12 protein-coding genes are annotated in these 16,153 nt (G+C 49.6%); 7 read left to right on the forward strand and 5 right to left on the reverse strand.

Annotated elements, in window-relative coordinates; genetic code table 11:
• Nucleotides 1-19: 19 nt before the first annotated feature.
• The gene (gene mutY, locus ACXAGC_RS01075) at nt 20-1,060 is read right to left on the reverse strand and encodes an A/G-specific adenine glycosylase (RefSeq protein WP_474841635.1); all 1,041 of its coding nucleotides are present in this window, start codon (nt 1,058-1,060) and stop codon (nt 20-22) included.
• Nucleotides 1,061-1,140: 80 nt separating this feature from the next.
• Here mutY and ACXAGC_RS01080 point away from each other — a divergent pair, with 80 nt between their 5' ends.
• From ACXAGC_RS01080 to arcA, 6 genes are all read left to right on the forward strand, one after another.
• Complete coding sequence (locus ACXAGC_RS01080; protein ID WP_474841637.1) at nt 1,141-1,836, forward strand: alpha/beta fold hydrolase; 696 nt, start codon at nt 1,141-1,143, stop codon at nt 1,834-1,836.
• Nucleotides 1,837-1,960: 124 nt separating this feature from the next.
• Nucleotides 1,961-2,680 (forward strand): tRNA (guanosine(46)-N7)-methyltransferase TrmB, encoded by a 720-nt coding sequence (gene trmB, locus ACXAGC_RS01085; RefSeq protein ID WP_474841639.1) that lies wholly within the window; start codon nt 1,961-1,963, stop codon nt 2,678-2,680.
• A 21-nt stretch (nt 2,681-2,701) separates the two neighbouring features.
• A complete protein-coding gene (locus ACXAGC_RS01090; protein ID WP_474841641.1) occupies nt 2,702-3,790 on the forward strand; it encodes a methyltransferase in 1,089 nt (362 codons plus the stop codon).
• 108 nt (nt 3,791-3,898) lie between these two features.
• Nucleotides 3,899-5,323, forward strand: coding sequence for a glycogen synthase GlgA (gene glgA / locus ACXAGC_RS01095; protein ID WP_474841643.1), 1,425 nt, complete (start codon nt 3,899-3,901; stop codon nt 5,321-5,323).
• Nucleotides 5,324-5,411: 88 nt separating this feature from the next.
• Nucleotides 5,412-7,073, forward strand: coding sequence for a sensor histidine kinase (locus tag ACXAGC_RS01100; protein WP_119502848.1), 1,662 nt, complete (start codon nt 5,412-5,414; stop codon nt 7,071-7,073).
• 129 nt (nt 7,074-7,202) lie between these two features.
• Nucleotides 7,203-7,910 (forward strand): two-component system response regulator ArcA, encoded by a 708-nt coding sequence (gene arcA, locus ACXAGC_RS01105; protein WP_119502849.1) that lies wholly within the window; start codon nt 7,203-7,205, stop codon nt 7,908-7,910.
• Between the two features lie 109 nt (nt 7,911-8,019).
• On the opposite strand, the gene pmbA is transcribed toward arcA, so the two are convergent.
• Nucleotides 8,020-9,351 carry a metalloprotease PmbA gene (gene pmbA, locus ACXAGC_RS01110; RefSeq protein WP_474841646.1) on the reverse strand — a complete coding sequence of 444 codons (1,332 nt, stop codon included), beginning with the start codon at nt 9,349-9,351 and terminating at the stop codon, nt 8,020-8,022.
• 71 nt (nt 9,352-9,422) lie between these two features.
• Between pmbA and yjgA the strand changes: the two genes are divergently transcribed.
• Complete coding sequence (gene yjgA, locus ACXAGC_RS01115; RefSeq protein ID WP_474841648.1) at nt 9,423-9,974, forward strand: ribosome biogenesis factor YjgA; 552 nt, start codon at nt 9,423-9,425, stop codon at nt 9,972-9,974.
• 57 nt (nt 9,975-10,031) lie between these two features.
• Here the strand turns inward: yjgA and tldD are convergent, their stop codons facing one another.
• Genes tldD through ACXAGC_RS01130 form a run of 3 tightly spaced genes read right to left on the reverse strand, consistent with a single transcriptional unit; the run spans nt 10,032 to nt 16,150 of the window.
• Nucleotides 10,032-11,474: a metalloprotease TldD gene (tldD, locus tag ACXAGC_RS01120; protein WP_474841649.1), complete on the reverse strand. Its 1,443-nt coding sequence runs from the start codon at nt 11,472-11,474 to the stop codon at nt 10,032-10,034.
• Complete coding sequence (locus ACXAGC_RS01125) at nt 11,467-12,291, reverse strand: carbon-nitrogen hydrolase family protein (protein WP_474841650.1); 825 nt, start codon at nt 12,289-12,291, stop codon at nt 11,467-11,469. The genes tldD and ACXAGC_RS01125 overlap by 8 nt, the downstream gene beginning before the upstream one ends.
• Nucleotides 12,284-16,150, reverse strand: a complete 3,867-nt coding sequence (locus tag ACXAGC_RS01130) for a YhdP family protein (RefSeq protein ID WP_474841653.1) — start codon at nt 16,148-16,150, stop codon at nt 12,284-12,286. Before ACXAGC_RS01130 ends, ACXAGC_RS01125 begins: the two co-directional genes overlap by 8 nt.
• Nucleotides 16,151-16,153 lie beyond the last annotated feature (3 nt).

Below are 16,153 nucleotides of genomic sequence, written 5' to 3' on the forward strand. Positions count from 1 at the left end.
CCGCGAATGTGGGCATAGTCTAAAGGAATTGTTTTATTTGCGAGATAATTTTTTGCGTGGGTGCTGCAGTACCTACACCCAAAGGCTCATCAAGATTAAACCAGCGCTGATTATTTTCCTCAACCCGCTGCTGCTCAATGCCGTCAGCCAAAATCAACCAGGGCTGAATATCCAGATGAAAATGACTGAAGGTATGCCTGAAAGGCTCAAGCGCTTGCATTTCGCCCACACTCACCGGTAACTCATCTGTCAGTTCTGTGACCGCTTTATCTGTTTCTATAAATCCGTACAATCCGCCCCAGAGGCCGGCCGGAGGACGCTGCGCCATTAACACACTGCCGTGATAAAGCACTGCCACCATAGACGTGGTCCGAACAGGCAAGACTTTCTTTGGCTTTTTACCGGGAAACTCGCCTTGCCGTCCCTGCGCATAGGCCAGGCAATCTGTTTGCAACGGACACGCATCGCAACGGGGCTTTGAACGGGTACATATCATGGCCCCTAAGTCCATCATGGCCTGAGTGTAGTGATTACAACGTTGCTCAGGGGTATTCGCAGCGGCATATTCCCATAGCTGATTCTCCACCGGCTTTTGTCCCGGCCAACCTTCCACGGCATAGAACCGCGCCAGTACCCGTTTAACATTGCCATCAAGGATTGGATGATTCTGACCGCAAGCGATAGACAATACAGCACCGGCAGTAGAACGGCCGATGCCGGGTAAAGCGACAACCTCATCAAGGGTAGCCGGAAACTGGCCATGATATTGCCCGGCGATAATGCCTGCCGCTTTATGAAGATTGCGGGCTCTGGCGTAGTACCCCAATCCCGTCCAGTGATCCAGTACGGCATCCTGCGATGCATCTGCCAGGTCATTTACCGTAGGAAAACTATTCATAAAGCGCTGGTAATAAGGGATGACTGTTGAAACCTGCGTTTGCTGGAGCATGATTTCCGACACCCAAACCCCATAGGGCGTGATATTCTGCTGCCAGGGAAGATGTTTACGGCCATGCACATCGAACCAGTCCAGTACACGTTCTGAGAATTGCTTTGTCATTTAGGCTATTTATTCACTCTTTCTGCTACACCGCTATGATAACATGCCGCGCTGAATACCAAAGTTAAGCAGGTTTAAGCGTGTCATTTCCTACATTATTCCTTCCGGGCACATTGTGTGATGAAAGAGTGTGGTTGCCGGTATGGCAGAAACTGCAGGTTCATCAGCGTCGCTACGTACCTTTGCAGTGGGCTTCTTCTATGGATGAGATGCTGGCTTTGACCACCGACCGTGTTCTGGCAGGTGAAAAAGTGCACCTTGCCGGCTTTTCCATGGGCGGTTATATCGCTGCACGCTGGGCGATTGATAATCCTGACAGCGTTGCATCACTGACGATGATCGCCAGCTCTCCTTACGGTTTAACTGCAGAAGAAGAAAAACGCCGTGCCCAACTGGTCACTATGTTGAAAAAAGGCAGTTTCAAACCTGACAGCCCGGCCTACATTACCCGCTTTGTTCACCCTGACCACCAGAACAACCCCGATGTAGCCGGTGTTGTGCAGGACATGGGGAAAGATCTCGGTGCGGCCACCTTACTGGCTCACACACAAGCGACCACGCCAAGACCAGCGCTGACAGACAAACTGAAAGCCTGCTCCTTCCCTGTTCATATCATTGCCGCCGCTGACGACCAGGTAGTCACAGCCAGTGTACTTAAAGACGCCGCAGAAACTATTCCTTCAGCCTCATACACATCGGTTCCCGGCGCCGGCCACATGTGTCTTTTAGAGCAACCGGACACTATGAGCCGCATTTTACAGTCGATTCTGGACTAATCCGGCGGATTTCACAGCAGTACCACAGTTATTGCAGTAAAATTAACCACTCTATATTGCAATCACCCGGGCAGCGGGCATAATGCCGCCCCTGTTTAACCGGTAATAGTGCGGACACGAAAAAATGGGTCAATACAAAAATCAGGAAGAGGCGGAAGCCGCCGGCGTTTACATCAGCAAGGTACGCAGCTTTGTTAAACGTGAAGGCAGATTAACCAAAGGACAGGCTAAAGCGCTGGAATCTTTCTGGCCAACCATGGGCATTGAGTTTAGAGATGAAATGCTGTCTTTACAGGATCTTTACGGTCGCGATGCGCCGGTGGTGCTGGAAATAGGTTTCGGAATGGGCAAATCTCTGGTAGAAATGGCAGAGAACGACCCGCAATCAAACTTTTTTGGTATTGAAGTACATCGTCCCGGAGTAGGCGCATGTTTGTCGGAAGCCGGTGAACGAGGCCTGACGAACTTACGTGTCATGGAATACGACGCGGTAGAAGTGTTTAAGAAAATGATCCCTGACGGCAGCCTCGCCCGGGTTCAACTCTACTTTCCTGATCCATGGCATAAAAAGCGTCACCATAAACGTCGTATCGTACAACCTGAATTTGTACAAATGGTGCGTGAAAAGCTTGCTGTCGGCGGTAAATTCCACATGGCGACAGACTGGGAACCTTACGCTGAGTATATGGCGGAAGTGATGAATGCGGCTCCCGGCTATGAGAATACCGCGACAGACGGAGACTATGTGCCCCGTCCGGACTACCGGCCAATAACGAAGTTTGAAGTCCGCGGACAAAAGCTTGGCCACGGTGTGTGGGATCTCATATACCAACGTACAGAATAATAAAATAACCGGAAAACACACATGCTCAGCCCGCAAAGCCAGTTAATGGAAAGAAACCTGGCACTTTTTGAAGAAGGTAACTGGTTGATTATCAACCCTGCCGACGCGTATTTTGCCGATCAGATAGATCACAGACCTGTGACCTTTCTTCACCAGTACTTCGACATTTTCAGTGAAAGTGTGCGGGTGATCCCCTGCTGTGAGTTCGACAGCCGCGATGTCAGTCATTCTGAGACCGGCTTTTGCATTGAACAAAAGACCGGCGCTCACCGCCATCTGTTTGCCCCGTTCATTCCGGCAGAAACCTGTTTTTCTGACATTCTGATTTATATGCCTAAATCAAAAGCGCACATGCAGATGTTGCTGGCCATGGCTGTCTCTGCGTTGCAGGAAGGCGGCCGCATTCACATTGTGGGTGAAAATAAAGGTGGCATTAAGAGTATCGGCAAGCTGATTGAAAAGACCGGTCCGTCACAGAAAGTAGACTCAGCAAGGCATTGTAGTCTGGTTACGGTGATGCCTGAGAAAGCGGGAACTGCGTTTAAGCCGGGGGACTGGATTGACGAATCAGAATTCGAGGTTCAGGGGATCCAATGGGAAGTCGTTTCCATGCCCGGCGTGTTCAGTCACGGTGAACTGGATGACGGTACCCGTATGCTGCTGGACAAAGGATCTGACCGTTTACGGGGTAAAGTACTGGATTTTGCCTGTGGTGCCGGTGTTATCGGTGCACATTTGCTCCGTCGCTTTCCCCATCTGGATATGACATTGCTGGATGTCAGTGCCCTTGCCATTTATTGCAGTGCCAGAACGCTGGCCGCAAATCAGCAGTCAGCAACACTGATTGCATCAGACGGCTTGCATGGCGTGAACAAATCTTTCTCACACATTGTCACCAACCCGCCGTTTCATACCGGCGTAAAAACAGATTACACAGTGACCCGCCGGTTTATTGAAGACAGCCGCCGCTGCCTGAACTCAAAAGGCACATTACAAATGGTTGCCAACCGGTTCTTACCCTACCCCGGACTGCTTGGTGATATTTTTCCGCAAACCCACACGGTGGCGCAGGATTCCCGCTTTTCATTGTATTTGAGTATTTGCGGATAGGCAGATTTTGAACTGTGTGGTAACGTTTACCATCACATAACCGGTGTTGATTTAACTGTTTGGTAAACAAAGCAGCGCCATTGCTTTGAGGTTGTCGGGAGTCTTGTTGTGAATATTGTTTTCGCCATTTCAGAAGTGGAAGATTTAGTCAAAACAGGAGGACTTGCCGACGTAGGAAAGGCATTGCCTCTGGCTTTACTGGATGCCGGTGAACAAATCAGCATCATCATGCCCTATTACAAGGCGATTGCGGACGAATATAAACTCGCCGATGCCTGCGCACAACAGACATTATTTGCCGAAGGTAAGGTATACCACTACAACATCAAACAGTTGTCCTGGCAGGGACTCAATATCTACTTTATTGACTATCCTGAATATTTCGCCCGCGACGGTTTATACAGCAGTACCTATGAAGCCTACCAGGACAATGCTGAACGCTTCAGCTTCTTTTGTGGAGCAGCGTTGAATGCATTGCAGGCTCTGAGTATTCAGCCTGATATTATCCACTGCCACGACTGGCACACGGCCATGCTGCCATTTCTGTTGCGCTTTGATCAGTCCGGCTACTTCAATCAGACGAAGACGGTTTTTACTATTCACAATGCAGCCTTTCAGGGCGTGCACAAACTGGACGACATTCCTTATCTTCGCCATCACCCTGCGATTTTGTCTCAGATCCACGGCGGCTACATCAATATGTTGCAGTCGGGCATCGAATTCGCCACCAAGGTAACAACTGTCAGTCCGAATTACGCAAAAGAGTTGCTTACAGACCTGGGCTCACACGGCCTGCACGACCGCCTGGTCATGCGCCAGCAAGATTTGTCGGGTATTCTGAACGGTTGTGATTACGGGCAATGGAATCCGCAGGACGACACCTATCTGCCGCAAAATTATTCTGCCGACACCTTACACGATAAGAAAACCTGCAAACTGGCGTTACAGGAACTCAGCCATTTACCTCAAAATCCCGATGTGCCGCTGCTGGGCATGGTGTGCCGTTTAACAGAACAGAAAGGCTTCGGTTACCTTGTCCCTATTTTGCAGGATTTGATGCACCACAACGTACAGATGGTCATTGTCGGCACCGGTGATCCCACAGTTTGTATGGATCTGGATGAGTTTGCCCAGAATCATCCTCAACAATTTGCCTTTATAAACGGTTTCAGTACCCACCACGCCCACCTTGTGGAAGCCGGCGCGGATTTCTTCCTGATGCCATCCCAGTTCGAGCCTTGTGGCCTGAATCAGATGTACAGCCTTGCCTACGGAACATTACCCATCGTGCGTTCAGTGGGTGGCCTGAAAGACACTGTCATTGATCAGTGTCAGGATAAAGAAAACGCAACAGGCTTTGTTTTTGATGCCCCTACACCGGAGGCGCTGCTGGCGTGTATCCGCCGTGCCCTGTTGTTCTACTATGAACACCCGGTGCAGTTCAGAGAAATGCAAATCCGTGGCATGCAAACCCGTTTCACCTGGGAAGCGTCAGCAGAATCTTACCTCGCACTCTACAGGACGATGATTTAAAGGAATAAATCACGGATGTTGCTTTATTTTTACGCAACTATAAGCCACTATTGAGTGAAGGGACGCGCTTAGAATAAGACACTGTTTAATGAGTCAGCACGCTGTGCAGCTATCAATACGTAGTTTGTTTTTGTGGATGGTTATGGCCATCGCCACAGCGTCTTTGCTTGTATCTGCGGGTCTGTCCGGCTACAACCAGGTGAATCATTACCGCGAAGCACAGCGCGAAGATGTCACTATCTTTATTGACTTACTCGCCGCCCTGTTTAAAGACGACCTTCTTAAAGTACAATCAGACAGAGATAAACGGTTACTGGGTAATAAACTTAAAAACCTGGCGGTTTCTCCTGATTTGCTCAACGTGCATATTTACCAGCAGGATATATCCGGTCAGCTCAGAATGGTGGCAAACTACACCAAAGAAGGCGAAACCCGCACCAGTTCGAAAGAGTCCTCTGTCAGTAATTATTTTCGTCCGGTTTACTCAAACGAAATCGTTGAAATTGCACGTGCCATCGAGAATGAAGATGCCTCAACGGCGGGGTACATCTATATTCAGGTGTCCACACATCGTCTGAATGAAAAAATCCAGCAGTCCATTTTGACGTCTGTCACCGTCATTATTCTGATGCTGGTGATCTGCTTTATTGTTTCTCTCAAAATGCAAAAGCTCATTACTGCGCCTATCCAGCGTCTGGGAGATTTTCTCAGTAAAACGTCCCGGCAAAGAGATTACTCCGCCCGTGCTGAACCCGGCAATATCAGAGAGCTGGCGTATTTATCTGAATCGATTAACGTAATGCTGAGTCGTATCCAGGAATACATGCAAAAACAAAAAATGGCGGAGGAGCAGCACCGTAAACTGAATGCCAGCCTGGAAGATATGGTGAGTCAGCGCACGAACGCGCTTAAAGATGCCAACCAGGAGTTAATCCAGACACTGGAGAAGTTACACCAGTTTCAACGACAAATCGTTCAGAACGAAAAAATGGCGTCACTTGGAGATATGGTTGCCGGTGTGGCCCACGAAGTTAACACACCAATTGGTCTTGGTGTTACGGCTTCCACCATGATGCTGGACAGATTGCACATCATTCAAAAAGAATTCGAGAGTAAAACGCTAAAAGCCAGTACAATGGCCAGGTTCTTAAATGAGAGTCAGGAAAACCTGAATATCATCTACCGGAACCTTAACCGTGCAGCAGAGCTGATTTCCAGCTTCAAACAGGTTGCGGTAGACCAGTCTTCAGAAAGTAACCGCAGATTTTGCTTTGCACAGCTGGTTAATGAGATACTGTTATCCTTACGTCCCAGATTAAAAAAGCTCCATCATGATATTCGCGTAGACTGCGATCCGACGTTATCAGTGGAGACCAAAGCCGGCCCTATCAATCAGATAATAATAAATCTGATCATGAATTCTGTCATACACGGCTTTGAGCATATAGAACACGGTGAAATAGACATCATTGCGGAAATGATGACACCGACAAAAATGAAATTAATTTACAAAGATAACGGAAAAGGCATATCGAATGATATCCGCAAACGTATCTTTGACCCGTTTGTTACAACTAAGCGGGGGCAAGGTGGTTCCGGACTGGGTATGCATCTGGTCTACAACCTGGTAACACAGGCATTGAACGGCACCATCTCAATTACCAGTGAAGAAGGAAACGGCGTGGAATTTATTATCATTTTCCCTGTCGAAAGCTCTGAAACCGGAAATTTACCGTTAAAAGGTGAATAAGCCCTTGTAAATTTTGTACAAATCCTTATACCGTTGACAAGTTATCCGATAAACGCTTTTAAAATAGTCACCCGGATATTAGAATTGTCAGAAGCTAGCTTAATCGATTGTAGAAGAGTGTAAAACACCATGCAGACGCCAAATATATTAATTGTTGAAGACGAAGTGGTAACGCGTACCACACTAAAGAGCTTATTCGAAGCTGAAGGCTACAATGTGTTTGAGGCCGAGAATGGCGATCAGATGCATGATTTCTTCGAAAATCACTCTATTAACCTGGTTATCATGGATATTAACCTGCCGGGCAAAAATGGTCTTATTCTGGCGCGTGAAGTACGCGACCGTAAGAATGTAGGTCTGATTTTCCTGACTGGCCGTGACAACGATGTAGACCGTATTCTGGGTCTGGAAATCGGTGCAGATGATTATCTGACTAAACCTTTCAATCCGCGTGAACTGACTATTCGTGCCCGCAACCTGCTTGCACGTACTACCAGTTCTGCAGAAGACGACGACTTACCAAGCCGCGTCAGCTTCAACGGCTGGATTCTGGATGGCGACAGCCGCTCTCTGATTTCACCAAGCAGCACGGAATTCCGTCTGCCACGCTCTGAATTCCGTGCACTGCACCTGTTCCTGAGCAACCCTGGCAAAATTCTTACCCGTGAACAGCTAATTATGGAAATGACAGGCCGTGAACTGCGCCCGAACGACCGTACTGTTGACGTAACCATCCGCCGGATCCGTAAACACTTCGAATCCGAGCCGAGCGATGAAGAGTTGATTGTAACCATCCACGGTGAAGGTTACCGTTTCTGCGGTTCTGTAGACAGCTGATAGCCCGCCGGGCATTAGCTTTCACATTCCACAGATGAAAAAATGCAGCCTCTGGCTGCATTTTTTGTGTCTGATGTTTCTGATACGGCTATTTGATTGAAGCCGGCAATCAGCTGCCGGCTATACGCATTTCACCAATCAGCACTGAGCCGGTTTGAACACCGCCGCGAAGCTCGCGTTCGGCGCCGATGGCAGCAATGTTCATAAACATATCTTTCAGATTACCGGCAATGGTCACTTCGTGAACCGGATACTGGATAATACCGTTTTCAACCCAGAAGCCGGCAGCACCACGGGAATAATCGCCTGTTACGGTGTTTACACCCTGCCCCATTAGCTCTGTAACCAGTAAACCGGTGCCCATTTCTTTGAGCATCTCAGCATCTGACTGCCCGGTGTCCCCCACAATCCAGTTGTGGATACCGCCAGCATGACCGTTTGAAATCACGCCCAGTTTGCGTGCTGAATAGGTCGTGTAGAGATAGTGAGATAAACAACCGTTCTCCACAATCGTCATGTCTTGTGTTGCCACCCCTTCAGCATCAAAGCTGGAACTGGCCAGCCCTGATTTCAAATGAGGCTTTTCTTCAATGTTCAGCCATTGAGGGAAAACCTGTTCGCCCAGCTTATCCAGCAGGAATGAAGAACGGCGGTACAGGCTGCCACCGCTGATGGCACTGACATAATGGCCGAATAATGAACTGGCAACGTCCTTATGCAACATGACCGGTACTTTGCCTGTGGCAATTTTACGGGCTCCCAGACGGGCGACAGTTGCCTCAGCGGCTTCACGGCCCACTTCTGCAGCAGGTTTAAGCAAATGCGCCTGACGGTTTACTGTATAGGCGTAATCCCGCTGCATATCACCATTTTCAGAGCCGATCATCATGCAGCTCACGCTGTAACGACTGCTCGGATAGCCGGCGTTGATACCATGGGTATTACCGTACACCCGCATCCCCAGGTTTGCGTTATAAGATGCGCCGTCTGAGTTGGTAATGCGTTTGTCGTATGCCATGGCGGCCCGCTCAGCTTCAATGGCAATCTCAATGCCTTTTTGCGGGTCCAGCTCAATGGGGTGATACAATTCTAAATCAGGAAATTCAGTGGCAATCAGTTCTTTGTCTGCCAGGCCAGTGCACGGGTCTTCACTGGTATAACGGGCAATATCCACCGCTTTTTCTACCGTCAGTGCCAGCGCTTCCTTACTCAGATCCGCTGTAGACGCACTGCCCTTATGCTTACCGACATAAACGCTGATCCCCAGACCACCGTCGTTATTAAATTCCACATTTTCTACATCGCACATGCGGGATGACACAGCAATCCCCTGCACTTTCGACATACTGGCCTCGGCCTGCGTCGCGCCTTTTTTCAGCGCCATTTTAAGAACGTCGTCTACGACATTCTGAATTTCCGCAATTTGCTTTTCAATTTGCATAGTGAGTTTCGCTATTTCCGTCTGTATGTCACAATAACCGAATACTGCAGTGTAACATTTATGAGTGCCAAATGAGCGATAACAACCACCATTCTGATGAAGAAAACTTATTTAATGAAATTGATCAGGATGATGAGAGTGAATTAATCAGTAAATCCGAACTGAAGCGTCTGTCTGCTGAACGTCAGAAGCTCGGAGAAGACCTGGTTAACTTAACGCCGGCCCACCTTGCCACCATTCCAATGGACGAAGAACTGAAAGACGCAGTGATGCTGGCGCGGAATATTAACCGCAAAAAAGATGGTTTCAGACGTCAGCTTCAGTTTATCGGCAAATTAATGCGCAGCCGGGATACCAGCGATATTGAAGCTGCGCTGGCAAAATTGACGCACGCACACCAGGCCAGCAATGCCGCGTTTCACGCGCTGGAAAAAGCCAGAGAAGCGGTAATTAATGAGGGTGATGACGCCATACAACGCCTGATGGAAGAGCATCCTGCCCTGGATCGCCAGAAACTGCGGCAGTTCCACCGTCAAATCAGGAAAGAGCGGGAGAACAACGCACCGCCAAAAGCGTTCCGCGAGTTATTTCAGTACTTAAAAGAAGTGATTCACGAAGGGTAATATAAAAAGGCGCGATAAAAATTTATCACGCCTTTTTTCATCAGAGCAGTTGAGCGCTTAAGCAGTACCACCTACGGTGAGTTCATCCACCTTCAGCGTTGGCTGACCGACGCCTACCGGCACGGACTGACCATCTTTACCGCACACACCGACACCGCGATCCAGCGCCACATCATTACCAATCATGGAAATTTTCTGCATGACTTCAGGGCCATTGCCAATGAGGGTAGCGCCTTTTACCGGTGCAGTAATTTTACCGTTCTCAATCAGATAAGCCTCTGCGCTGGAAAATACAAACTTACCGGACGTGATATCTACCTGACCACCGGCGAAGTTCGGTGCGTAAACACCTTTGTCGATTGACGCAATGATCTCCTGCGGGTCGTGCTCACCGGCCATCATGTACGTATTGGTCATACGTGGCATGGGTAAGTGCGCGAAGGACTCACGGCGTCCGTTTCCGGTTGGGCTCACACCCATCAAACGGGCATTCATTTTATCTTGCATGTAACCTTTCAGGATGCCGTCTTCAATCAGCACGTTATGTGCTGACGGCGTGCCCTCATCATCTATAGAAAGAGAGCCACGGCGGTCAGCCATTGTGCCGTCATCTACCACTGTGACCCCTTTGGCAGCTACACGCTCGCCTATACGGCCGCTGAAAGTAGATGCACCTTTACGGTTGAAGTCACCTTCCAGACCATGGCCTACCGCTTCATGCAGCAGCACACCCGGCCAGCCGTTACCTAACACCACCGGCATGGTCCCGGCAGGGCTGGCGATCGCTTCCATATTCACCCGCGCCATGTGCAGTGCTTCATCGGCCAGGGTTTCGTAATAAGGCCGGCCGTCTTTATCTGTGGTGAAGAAGTCATATGAGTGGCGTCCGCCGGCGCCGGCACTGCCACGCTCCCTGCGATCGCCTTTTTCCATCAGTACTGAGCAGTTCAGACGCACCAGCGGACGAATATCTGCCGCCAAGGTGCCGTCAGTCGCAGCCACCAGTACTTCTTCATACACGCCGCTTAAGCTCACTACCACCTGATTAATACCGGGTTCTTTTTGACGGATGTAAGCGTCCACCGATTTTAACAGCGCAATTTTTTCAGCGTCCTGCATGGCAAGCAAGGGATTGTTGTCTTTGTAACGGGTGATATAGCTGCCGGTTTCCAGTGACTGAACATGATGTTTACCACCAGAAGGAGCAATCGTGCGGGCTGCGCGGCAGGCGTCCAGCAGGGCCGTTTCATTGATGTCGTCAGAGTATGCAAAACCTGTTTTTTCACCACTGACTGCACGCACACCTACACCGCGCTCGATGTTGTAGCTGCCGTCTTTGATGATGCCGTCTTCCAGCACCCAGCTTTCATGCTGGCTGGACTGAAAATACAGGTCAGCATAGTCATTGTCATGGTGATAAATTTCACCCAGCGCTTTTTCCAGCGATGACAAATCAAGGCCTGAGTCTGTAAGCAGATGCGTTTTTACGTTATTAAACAAGTTGGCTCCTGAACCGGTTATGTTGGCTGACAGGCATATTCGCCTTCAACTTCACCCGATCGTTAATGTCTATTTTAGCACTTACCAGCCCGGTCTGTTCAGGCTCGCAGGCCAGAACATCCCCCCAGGGAGAAATCACCATACTGTGACCGTAAGTTTCGCGCTGGTTGGCATGAATGCCGGTTTGATTTGCGCCAGCCACAAAACACTGTTTTTCAATTGCCCGGCTACGCAAAAGCACTTCCCAGTGTGCTTCGCCGGTACGCTGCGTAAAAGCAGCAGGCAACACCAGAATATCGATGTCTCCCATTGCCGTAAATAAGCCGGGAAAGCGCACATCATAACATACTGCCAGACCAATACGCCCGACCTCTGTATCCACAACTACCACCCGGCTGCCGGGTTTCGTATATTTAGATTCCAGATAGGTACCGGTGCGATCATTTACCGCCACATCGAAAAGGTGAATCTTCTGGTATTCGGTTATCAGTTCGCCATCCGGCGAATAAAACAGGCAGGAAGCTGTAAACAGGTTTTCCTCAGAGGTTTTGAGCGGAATAGTGCCACCCGCCAGATAGCACCGGTATTTTGCCGCCATAGCACTGAGTGCCTGTTGAATTTTGCCTTCACCTTTTGCTTCTGCGATCGTCAGTAATGTACCGTCACGGGTGCCGAAACAGGCGAAACACTCAGGCAATACAACCAGGCTGGTCACTTCGTCCGGGTCTGGCAGTAACGCAAGTTGAGATTCAACAAACTGTAAGTTCGCTTCGACATCCGGTCCGGATGTCATCTGTATCGCGACTACATTAACCATTGTTTACCTCCAGTTTGATACGCTCCATGTCCTGGTCTGTGATGGGATCATCCGGCGATGTTGCCGGCCGGTTTTTCGCAGGCAGTGCAACTTCTTTGCTGTCCCTGCCCACCTCTTCAAATACCGGTTCACTTAAGCTGCCGGTAACATGGTAGTTCACATTTGATATGACTTTCGCTGATGTTAACACCTGGTCAAGTGCCAGTGCAGCCAGTGCGGTTGGCGGCGTGGCAAGGAAGTACACCAGGATAGGCAGGTTGCCGGTGACGTTAGGCGAAAACACCACATTGTAATTCAGCTGGTTTTCCACCAGATCCGTATAACCTTTGATATTGATCTCACCGGCACCGCCATCAATTACAGTATCGCCGGTATACGCTTTGCCGTCAGCGATGGACAAGGTACCGCTCATATCATCATAAAAGAAGCCCTTCGCGAACACATCACGGAAATCCAGGCTCAGTTTACGCACCAGTGAATTCAGACTGAAAAGGGTAAAAATACGGGAGCCTTTATCACTGACTTCGCTGAGATAACCGTCTGACAAAGACCACTCTACATCGCCTGTCAGGTTTTCTGCACTAAAATCCATGGGGGATTTTGCCCAGCTTAAATCAAAATTCATTCTGGCGCCTGAGTCTTTAATGCCGCTGTCGACGCCCCAGTTTTTCAGCATCATGCCCACATCATCACTTTCCAGCGAACCTCCCAATAAAGTGTTGTTGTCGTCGCCGTCAAAGACCCATTTTCCTTTTGCCGAAAACTTGCCATGCTTACTCACTGCACTGAGTTGCCGGATATCCAGACCAGACGTCGCTTTCGCCACATCCAGTGTTACCTCGCCTAAATCTTTGTCGAGGAATATGCATTGTTTACAGTGGAAGTAGACCGGCGGTAACGTATTCGCATCCCAGTTATGGGCCACGCCTTCATCTTCTGATTCCCAACTTTCAAAACGGATATAATCAGCTTCAACGGCAACGCCCCGCGCCAGCCAGTCATCATACAAATTCACCGTCGCTCTGGCTTCCGTGGCGTTGATATCCAGCATCCAGTTGTTGTTTTGCTGCTTGGTGGTAATTTTAGCGTTATGCAGATTCTGACCGGCAATCACCAGGTTACCGGCATTAACAAATATACGTTCCGGCACAGAAAATAACGCGTTTTTCTGCGTACCGGGTTCGCCGCCACTGCCCATGCCGTTTACCAGTAACTCGATGGTTTTGTACCAGTCCGTCACATTCACGACATCCATGGCGGCGGAGATGCTGAAACCTATGCCCATGCCTACAAAGTCGCTGTCACCCAAAGCCAGGTGGGCGCGGGAAAACTGCATTTCCTGATGAGGCAGTACACCTTCGAAGCGCACATCATCACCTAAGCTGGCTTTCACCGTTGAGGCTTGCTCATTCCCTTCACTGATCACATTGAACAGTAAATCACTGTCTGCTGTTTTAGCAAAAGGAGCTGGCAACTTTGAACTAAGGCCGGTTAACGGCGTAGTAATATTCGCACGGTAGCTGAATCCTTCCGGCGGAATACGCAATGCGACAACGGCCTGCCAGTGGGCATCACCGGATAAATAAGTGTCGAAGTCAGGATTAAACTCAGCCAGCAGAGGATTAATGTTCCAGGTACCATCCAGCGACAGATCCACCAGATAATCTTCGTCTTCCTGCTTGCCGTCAAAAGACAAACTCACCGGCTGCCCGAGCAACGACGCCTCTAGATCGGTGAACTGTACCTTTTCGTTTTCAAAGATGACTTTACCGGTAGCGCCGGCAAAATCCATTTTTACGCTGCTCACGTGAACATCGTTCCCGGGCAGGGTCACTTCCCCCCGGGCAATGACCTGGTTACTGTCGAAAGGAATTTCAAGATGTAAGCCGGCAGACAGGTCTCCCTTTATCTGCACATCTTTTTCCAGTAATCGTCCCAGCGAACCGGATAAACTGCTCTGCAGCATAAATGAAGTAACATCCGCCCCTGTTGCTTTACCCGTGGCATCAATAATCACTTCCGAATCGCCCCTTAAGGCAGGGATCACAGCAGTCATATCACTAACGGCAACACCACCAAGTGTGCCGCCCGGACTGTGCATAGTTAAGCTGTCGTTCTCGAACAATAAAGTAAGGTCCAGCCCTTCCAGTGGCAGCCAGTCATCAGAGAAGCGGAACGTACTGCCGGTTACCTGTACTTTGGCCTGAAAAACCCCTTCATTGCCGCTGAAAGGAAAATCTGCCGGTTTACCCTGCCAGAGTATAGTGGCCCCTTCTATTTGCCCCGGCCCGACGAAAGCGCGGTTGAGAAAAGCCGTTGTGTTCTTGCCAATTACCGGACCAGGCAACAAGTCCTGTATATCTTTTACCGGACGGGACGCGATGTCAGCACTTACCGACAAATCCCGTGAAGTGGTATCAAAGCGGAATGCAGGTTGAAACGATAATTTGTCCGACTGCACATCCAGTTTGTGGCTCTGGACAACCCAGTGATTGCCGTCATCAAGGGACTGCCGGTAAACAAACACTTTCCCTCTCAGCTTGGTTACCTTCACTGATTCCGGTAGCAAATTATCGATGTCCAGGGTGCTGTCATCTGCAGATAACATCACCACACCTTGTTTCTTATGCCAGAAAATGTCCATGTCGAGGTGAGAAAGCCCGGGCACATAGCCATCCTGATCCCAACTCACGTCAATGAGTTTTGCTGCCAGGTCGAACCCTTTCGGCTGCAGTTTTACCTGTAGTGTCGCCAGTTGCCCCCCCGGGTTAATATCGCGGATATTGTCATCGGCGGTATCGTCTGTGAACAGGGGTAATAACACCAGAAAAGGGTTCACCGGTGCCGGCTTCACCGTATTCACCAGTAATTCATTATCCGATACGGTTCCTACCAGGTCTGTTACCAGACTCTGATCGTTGGCATCAAAAATAAGCTGGTCAACACGGAAGTGCCATTTGTCTTTAACCGGTTGCGCCTGAATGCTGCCGCCGCGGATCCCCGAGTTAAACACCAGCGCATCGTCGCCCCCCCACGCCAGCTTACTTTCGTGGAATTCGGTATAAAACGCACTGAAGTGACTTTCTTTTACTTCAGCCCAGACTTCAAAATTCGCCCGGCTTTCACGCAACGGACGCCGTGTTGCCAGCAAGCCGCTAACCCAGGGAGAAATATCCAAATCCTCTGCCCGGGCGTACATCACGCCATCCAGTGAATCAGGGGTACCGGTGAGATCGAGAATAAAAGAAGCGGAGTTATTTGCCAGTTCCTGTACCCGCACAGCGCCGGTGCCCTGGTGACGCCGGTCTTTGTTGATCCAGCTCAGTGACTCCAGTTGCAGTACTTCCCGCTCATTATTGCGGGTAATCGCAACCTCACCGTCAGTAAGTGAAAAGCGCTGTAACTGCTCAAGGAAAAGGCTTTTAAGGGCATCGACGACAGGAAAATCACTCTCGCCGGCACCGTCAAGACGGTCGGCATCGATTTCGAGTGTCAGTGCGTCCAGAGTAAAGGCATTGGAAGACAACATCCGTAAGCGCAGGCTTTCCCAGAAGTCGATGTCCATGTGGACTTGTTTAATGCCAAGCGCCACCGGAGAAGAGTCGCCGTTGGCGAGCACCACATCATTTAATACGATACTGGGGCCTGATTTTTCCCAGTCAGCCTGAACGCTGCCAATTTTGAGATCGACACCGTATTTTTCACTGACATAGTCTTCGAGCAGGTATTTTTTATGGTCGATATGGGGCAATGCGTAGCGCATAACGCTCAGCATGACAGCAAACAACACTAAAAAGACTGCCAGCAGCATCCACAGCTTTTTTACCAGCCAGGTGGCTACCTTACCTGCTTTACTCACTTA

The organism is Alteromonas sp. AWJ4_197 (genome assembly GCF_056160285.1).

Bases quoted from the DNA above. Each gene is read 5' to 3' on its own strand.
- yjgA (WP_474841648.1), top strand. From the start codon at position 9,423: ATGAGCGATAACAACCACCATTCTGATGAAGAAAACTTATTTAATGAA.
- mutY (WP_474841635.1), bottom strand. From the start codon at position 1,060: ATGACAAAGCAATTCTCAGAACGTGTACTGGACTGGTTCGATGTGCAT.
- arcA (WP_119502849.1), top strand. From the start codon at position 7,203: ATGCAGACGCCAAATATATTAATTGTTGAAGACGAAGTGGTAACGCGT.
- pmbA (WP_474841646.1), bottom strand. From the start codon at position 9,351: ATGCAAATTGAAAAGCAAATTGCGGAAATTCAGAATGTCGTAGACGAC.
- trmB (WP_474841639.1), top strand. From the start codon at position 1,961: ATGGGTCAATACAAAAATCAGGAAGAGGCGGAAGCCGCCGGCGTTTAC.
- ACXAGC_RS01090 (WP_474841641.1), top strand. From the start codon at position 2,702: ATGCTCAGCCCGCAAAGCCAGTTAATGGAAAGAAACCTGGCACTTTTT.
- ACXAGC_RS01125 (WP_474841650.1), bottom strand. From the start codon at position 12,291: ATGGTTAATGTAGTCGCGATACAGATGACATCCGGACCGGATGTCGAA.
- ACXAGC_RS01100 (WP_119502848.1), top strand. From the start codon at position 5,412: ATGAGTCAGCACGCTGTGCAGCTATCAATACGTAGTTTGTTTTTGTGG.